Below are 6,496 nucleotides of genomic sequence, written 5' to 3' on the forward strand. Positions count from 1 at the left end.
AACATCCCCGAGGAATGGTTGCGCCGCCTCGCCGAAAAGCACCTGACCGACGAGGAGAAAAAGCTGGTCGAAGCGCTCGGTGGTTTCGAAAAACTGATGGAGACCTTGAAGCAGCGGCTGGAGGAGCAGAAGGGCCGTCACCAGGGCGGCTCGAAATGGATCGGCACCGGCGGCACCTCGCCCTTCGGCGCCTATGGCTACAATCCCGAAGGGGTGCGCATCGGCCAGCATGAAAGCCGCAACCGCCGCGCGGTAAAAGTGTGGGACAAGCGCGAGTTCAGGAATTTCGACGATGCGGTCGAGCTCGGCACGCGTAACATCAAGATCGCGCTGAAGCGTCTGCGCCGCTGGGTGCGCGAGGGCGCCGAGGAGGAGTTCGACTTGCCCGGCACCATCCACGCCACGGCCGAACATGGCTATCTCGACGTGCAGACGCGGCCCGAACGGCGCAATGCGGTGAAGCTTCTGATGTTCTTCGATGTCGGCGGCTCGATGGACGACCATATCAAGAGTGTCGAGGAGCTATTTTCGGCTGCGCGAGCCGAATTCCGCCAGCTTGAATATTTCTATTTCCACAACTGCCTCTATGAGGGCGTGTGGAAGGACAATCGCCGCCGCCATGCCGCGACAATCCCCACCTTCGACCTGCTCCACAAATATGGGCCGGACTACAAGGTGATCGTCGTCGGCGACGCCTCGATGAGCCCATACGAGATCGCGCACCCCGGCGGCTCGGTCGAACACTGGAATCCGGAGGCAGGCAGCGTCTGGCTCGGCCGCCTGCTGCAGCAATGGCCGAACGCGGTATGGCTCAACCCCGAAAACCCCGGGAATTGGAGCTTTACCCACTCGATCGCGATGATCCGCGACATCTTCGGCGGCCGCATGTTTCCGCTGACTTTGGCCGGGCTGGAAAGCGCGACGAAGCAGCTTTCGAGGAAGCATTGAATGGACCGGCAAGAAACCTGCTTTCTCTGCCTGCAATGCGGCGTCCAGTTCGCGGCAACAGAGACGCCGCCGGAACACTGTCCGATCTGCGAGGACGAGCGCCAATATGTGCGCTGGGAGGGGCAGGCCTGGATCACGCCGCAGGAACTCGCTGGCGAGCACCAGCTTGTGATGAAGGACGACGCCGGCGTACTCGCCTTCGGCATCGAGCCGCGCTTCGCCATCGGCCAGCGGGCGCTGCTGGCGCAGACGCCGCACGGCAATGTGCTGTGGGATTGCATCTCGATGGTCAGCGACGAGGCGGTGACCGAGATCAACCGCCGCGGTGGCCTGGCGGCGATCGCCATCTCACACTGCCACTATTATTCGGTGATGGTCGAGTGGAGCGAGGCGTTTGACGGCGTGCCGATCTATCTCCACGCCGACGACCGCCAGTGGATCATGCGGCCGCACAAGGCGATCGTTAGTTGGGAGGGCGAGACGCTGGCCATAAACCCTTCGCTGACGCTCATCCGCTGTGGCGGCCACTTTGCCGGTGGCCAGGTGCTGCATTGGAAGCGCGATGGCGGCAACGCCCTCATGTCCGGCGACATCCTGCAAGTAACGCCGACGCGTCGCCATGTCAGCTTCATGTACAGCTACCCGAACCAGATCCCGCTCAACGCAGCCGCGATACGCCGCATCGCCGCCGCGCTGGAGCCATTCGCGTTCGATGACATATTTGGCGCATGGTGGGACCAGAACATCATCGGCGGGGCAAAACCGGCCTTGTCTGCCTCAGTCGATCGCTATCTCGCGGCAATCGCATGACAACCCGATCGAAAATGCGGGCAATGCCGTAACAAATGCCTATCTTGGTGCGAATATGAGGTTGAAATCAACAACGAGCCGGCAAGGCTGAGGAGATCAAATGGACACCCACACCTACCCCGTAACCCGCACCGACGCCGAATGGCGCGCCCGGCTGACGCCGGAGCAATATGCGGTCATGCGTGGCCACGGCACCGAGCGGCCGGGAAGCTGCGCTTTGCTCTACGAGAAGCGCGCCGGCACATTTTCCTGCGTCGGCTGCGACCAGCCCTTGTTTGAATCCAAGCTGAAGTTCGAGAGCGGTACCGGCTGGCCGAGCTTCAACGATCCGGTGCCGGGTTCGGTCGAAAACACCGTCGACCGCAGCTACGGCATGGTCCGCACCGAATGCCATTGCGCCAGCTGCGGCAGCCATCTCGGCCACGTCTTCGAGGACGGCCCGCCGCCGACCGGCCTGCGCTATTGCATCAACGGCGTGGCACTGAAATTCGAGCCGGCGGCTTGAGCCAAAATTCGATTGGCAGCTGCGGCTGCCCTTTTCATTGCCCAGGCGGGAAACCCGGCGAACGCGATGGGCACCCGTGTCCGCGCTCTCAGACCACGACCGTCAAGATTAGCCATAATGTGGCGCCGAGCGTCATCAGCGAGGCCTTGGCGCCACTGACCTTTTCCGTGGTTCGCCATACGGCAAAGGTCAGAAAGATGTTGTAGGGCACCGGCGCGAAATGCACCGCCAGAACCACCGCGAGCGGCAGCTTCAGTCCGAGCAGGATGATCGCGGCCACCAAAGATGCGACGTTGAACGCCGTGCCGACAAGAACAAGGTCGCGCCAGAACAGCCGGTCGAGCGGCACCAGGCCTTGCCAGCGCGCGCGAAAAAAGCTCCGGCTTGCGGTGTCGCTTTCGTCTTCGGGACGTTTTGAAACACTCATCGACGCGACCTTCTCCTCGGCTGCCGCAGAGATTTCAAACGCAGCAAACTGTCAACGCCAGGCGATGATGGACCTGTATCGCCAGATGATCCGACCCGTTGTCATCAAACGGTCGCGAAACCTTTCTACGCCGCCCTTGTCGATACACTTTGCCAAGCGGCGACGTCCCGATGGAATTTGTCGCCCAATCATCCAGTCGCCTGCCAGGGAGGTCTTGAGATGAGCGACAATTTCTACAATGTGCTGTTTCTGTGCAACGCCAATTCGGCGCGATCCATTATGGGGGAAGCGATCCTCAACCGGATCGGCGCCGGCAAGTTCAAGGCCTTTTCCGCTGGTTCGCAGCCGAAGGGCACTGTCAATCCCCACGCACTTCAACTGCTGGAAACTCTCAACTTCGACACTGGCTTCGCCCGCTCGAAAAGCTGGGACGAATTCGCCGCGGCCGATGCGCCGCAAATGAACTTTGTCTTCACCGTCTGCGACAACACCGCGAACGAGGCCTGTCCCATATGGCCAGGCCATCCGATGACGGCACTGTGGGCGATACCGGACCCGGCCAAGGCCCACGGCACCGACGCCGAAATGCATCTCGCCTTCGCCGATGCCTATCGCATGCTCAACAATCGCATCTCGCTGTTCGTCAATCTGCCGGTGGACACGCTCGACCAACTGACGCTGCAGCACCATCTGGACGAGATCGGCCGGGACACCCAGAAGCCAAATTAGAGCAATTCCAGGAAAAGTGTGAAGCGGTCTTCCCGGGAGAAGCGCATAGCGCTTTCCCTTGGGAATTGTGTCAAAACAAAGAGATAGAGCGGCAGGCCATCGGATTCACGAACCGCCGTCGCCGGCATTGCCAAGAACCTCGGTCACCGCACGTTCGATGCGCGAGCATTCGGTCACCAGCCAGTCGGTCATCGCTGGCCAATTGTCCTCGGCATAACAGTTCACCCGCCACATCGAATTGATGCCGAGGCCCTCGCAACTCTGTTCGGGCCTGAGCTCCAGCCTGGCTTCGATCGCCGGTTGGAACGGTTTCAACCGCGACCAGGCTTGCGTGGCGCCGAACTTCTCGTTGCGGCCAAAGAAGACGCCGACATGGTTCTGCGCCGGCGCGACATACATGGAAAGGACCAATGCGAAGTCGGGCAGCCCGCGCTGCCAGAACCAGGGTCCGCGCCTCGCCATCAGAGCCCTTTCTTCCGAATGCCGCTCAGCGAACAGCGTCCAGAAGCCGCGCTGGCGGAACTCAGAGGCGCGACGGGCACCGAAGTCGAATTCGCTCATGGCTCAAACCGTATCTCCGGCAACCGCGTCGGTGCCGGGGCCGGCTAGTCTTACACCATGCCGAGTGCGGCCTTGTACAGATCGAGGATGGTTTCCTCTTCCTGCCGCTCGGCCTGGTCCTTCTTGCGCAGCCGGATGATCGTGCGCATCGCCTTGGTGTCGAAGCCGGTGCCCTTGGCCTCGGCGAACACTTCCTTGATATCGTCGGAAATGGTCTTCTTCTCTTCCTCGAGCCGCTCTATGCGCTCGATGAAGGCACGCAGCTGGCCGGCGGCAACAGTCTGGCTGGTCTCGGTGATATCGTCGGCCATGTTTTTCTCCAAAAAAATCGGTTCTGCGCCGCGACTCGGAATGCATGCAGCGGCGAATTGAGCGGGCTCGATGCCCGACCGGGGGCGGCGGGTCAAGCCGTTATCGAACAGCTAGCCAAGGGCTGCCGACAGAAGCCGACAGCCATCTCGCCGACATGGACCTGGGCATGTCGAGATTCAGGTCAGGCCGAGCCGAGAATGGTGGCTTCCGAGAACCGGAGCGGAGCGTACTTAAAGTACGTGAGCACCGGAAGCGCAGGAAGCCGCTATTCGCAGGCCGGCCTCACCTGAATATCGACATGCCCTAGCTGAAGGCGATCAACAAATCCTTGGCATCGATCTGGTCGCCGGCCTTGACCAGCACCTCGGCGACCGTGCCGTCGCGCTCGGCATGCAGCGCCGTCTCCATCTTCATCGCTTCGATGGAAAGCAGCACGTCGCCGGCCTTCACAGCCTGGCCGGCAGCCACTGAAAGCGCCGAGACGACGCCCGGCATGGGTGCGCCGACATGCGCCTCGTTGCCAGGCTCGGCCTTGCGGCGGGCCTTGGCGGCGGACGCGCCATGCGCCCTGTCGGGCACTTTCACGCGGCGCGGCTGGCCATTGAGCTCGAAGAACACGGTGACCATGCCCTTCTCATCGACATCGCCGATTGCAAGGCAGCGCACCACCAGCGTCTTGCCCTTCTCGATGTCGACGAAGATCTCGTCTTCCGGCCTCATACCGTAGAAATAGGTCGGCGTCGGCAGGACGCTGACCGGCCCGTAGGTCTCCTGCGCGCCGGCGAAATCCGTGAACACCTTCGGATACATTAGCCACGAGGCGAATTCGAACTCCGAAAGCTTGCGCTCGAGCTTCTCCTCGATCTCCTTGCGGCTGGCCTTGAGGTCGGCCGGCTTGAGCAGCGAACCGGGCCGCACCGTGATCGGCTTGTCGCCCTTCAGCGCCTTCTTCTGCAGCGCCGCCGGCCAACCGCCTGGCGACTGGCCGAGATCGCCGCGCAGCATCGAGACGACCGAGTCCGGGAAGGCGATATCCCTGTCGGGATTTTCGACATCGGCGACGGTCAGGTCCTGGCTGACCATCATCAACGCCATGTCACCGACGACCTTGGACGACGGCGTCACCTTGACGATGTCGCCGAACATCAGGTTGACGTCGTGATAGGTCTGCGCCACTTCGTGCCAGCGCGTTTCCAGCCCGAGCGAACGCGCCTGCTCCTTGAGGTTGGTGAACTGCCCGCCCGGCATTTCGTGCAGATAGACTTCCGACGCGGGCCCCTTGAGGTCGCTTTCGAAGGCGGCGTACTGGTTGCGCACCGCCTCCCAGTAAAACGAGATGTTGCGGATCCATTGCGGGTCGAGGCCCGGGTCGCGTTCGGTGCCCTTCAGTGCCTCGACGATAGAGCCGAGACATGGCTGCGAGGTGTTGCCCGACAGCGAATCCATCGCCGCGTCGATGGCATCGACGCCACTGTCGACCGCCGCCAGCACCGTCGCCGCCGACAGGCCTGACGTGTCGTGGGTGTGGAAATGGATCGGCAGGTCGGTCGCTTCGCGCAGCGCCTTGAACAGCACGCGTGCCGCCGCTGGCTTCAACAGCCCGGCCATGTCCTTGACGGCGATGATGTGGGCGCCGGCCGCCTGCAATTCCCTGGCCAGGCCGACATAGTATTTGAGGTCGTACTTCGCCCGCGCCGGATCGAGGATATCGCCGGTGTAGCAGATCGCCGCCTCGATCAGCTTGCCCTCGGCGCCGACCGCATCCATGGCGACGCGCATGTTCTCGACCCAGTTCAGGCAGTCGAACACCCGGAACAGGTCGATGCCGCCGGCAGCTGCCTGCTTGACGAAATGCTGCACGACATTGTCGGGATAGTTGGTGTAGCCGACACCGTTGGCGCCGCGCAGCAGCATCTGCAGCAGGAGATTGGGCGCGGCCTCGCGCACCAGCGACAGCCGCTCCCATGGATCCTCGGTGAGGAAGCGCATGGCGACGTCGAAGGTGGCGCCGCCCCAGCATTCGAGCGACAGAAGCTGCGGCAGGGCACGCGCATAGGTGCCGGCGATGCCGGCAATGTCATGCGTGCGCATGCGCGTCGCCAGCAGCGATTGATGGCCGTCGCGCATCGTCGTGTCGGTGACCAGCACCTCTTTCTGATCGCGCATCCAGGCGGCGAATTTCTCCGGTCCGAGCACATCGAGCT

At 62.4% G+C, this 6,496-nt stretch carries 8 protein-coding genes; 4 read left to right on the plus strand and 4 right to left on the minus strand.

Annotated features, from left to right (window positions below; translation table 11 throughout):
* The 3 genes from EN935_RS17445 to msrB form a co-directional block, all read left to right on the plus strand.
* Positions 1–948, plus strand: a 948-nt coding sequence (locus EN935_RS17445) for a VWA domain-containing protein (RefSeq protein WP_127373468.1), incomplete at its 5' end; no start/stop codon positions are given.
* Complete coding sequence (locus tag EN935_RS17450) at positions 949–1,758, plus strand: MBL fold metallo-hydrolase (protein WP_127264465.1); 810 nt, start codon at positions 949–951, stop codon at positions 1,756–1,758.
* A gap of 100 nt (positions 1,759–1,858) precedes the next feature.
* A complete protein-coding gene (gene msrB / locus EN935_RS17455; protein ID WP_127264464.1) occupies positions 1,859–2,263 on the plus strand; it encodes a peptide-methionine (R)-S-oxide reductase MsrB in 405 nt (134 codons plus the stop codon).
* Between the two features lie 88 nt (positions 2,264–2,351).
* On the opposite strand, the gene EN935_RS17460 is transcribed toward msrB, so the two are convergent.
* Positions 2,352–2,690 (minus strand): hypothetical protein, encoded by a 339-nt coding sequence (locus EN935_RS17460; protein ID WP_109664626.1) that lies wholly within the window; start codon positions 2,688–2,690, stop codon positions 2,352–2,354.
* A 219-nt stretch (positions 2,691–2,909) separates the two neighbouring features.
* Here EN935_RS17460 and EN935_RS17465 point away from each other — a divergent pair, with 219 nt between their 5' ends.
* The gene (locus EN935_RS17465; RefSeq protein WP_109664621.1) at positions 2,910–3,419 is read left to right on the plus strand and encodes an arsenate reductase ArsC; all 510 of its coding nucleotides are present in this window, start codon (positions 2,910–2,912) and stop codon (positions 3,417–3,419) included.
* A gap of 105 nt (positions 3,420–3,524) precedes the next feature.
* Here the strand turns inward: EN935_RS17465 and EN935_RS17470 are convergent, their stop codons facing one another.
* From EN935_RS17470 to EN935_RS17480, 3 genes are all read right to left on the minus strand, one after another.
* Positions 3,525–3,980, minus strand: a complete 456-nt coding sequence (locus EN935_RS17470) for a hypothetical protein (RefSeq protein ID WP_109664618.1) — start codon at positions 3,978–3,980, stop codon at positions 3,525–3,527.
* A 50-nt stretch (positions 3,981–4,030) separates the two neighbouring features.
* A complete protein-coding gene (locus EN935_RS17475) occupies positions 4,031–4,291 on the minus strand; it encodes a DUF2312 domain-containing protein (RefSeq protein WP_027027312.1) in 261 nt (86 codons plus the stop codon).
* A gap of 304 nt (positions 4,292–4,595) precedes the next feature.
* Positions 4,596–6,496 (minus strand): pyruvate carboxylase (locus tag EN935_RS17480; protein WP_127373469.1); only part of this gene is annotated, 1,901 nt, incomplete at its 5' end.

Origin of the sequence: Mesorhizobium sp. M7D.F.Ca.US.004.03.1.1 (genome assembly GCF_003998635.1) — a bacterium.
GTDB lineage: Bacteria > Pseudomonadota > Alphaproteobacteria > Rhizobiales > Rhizobiaceae > Mesorhizobium > Mesorhizobium loti.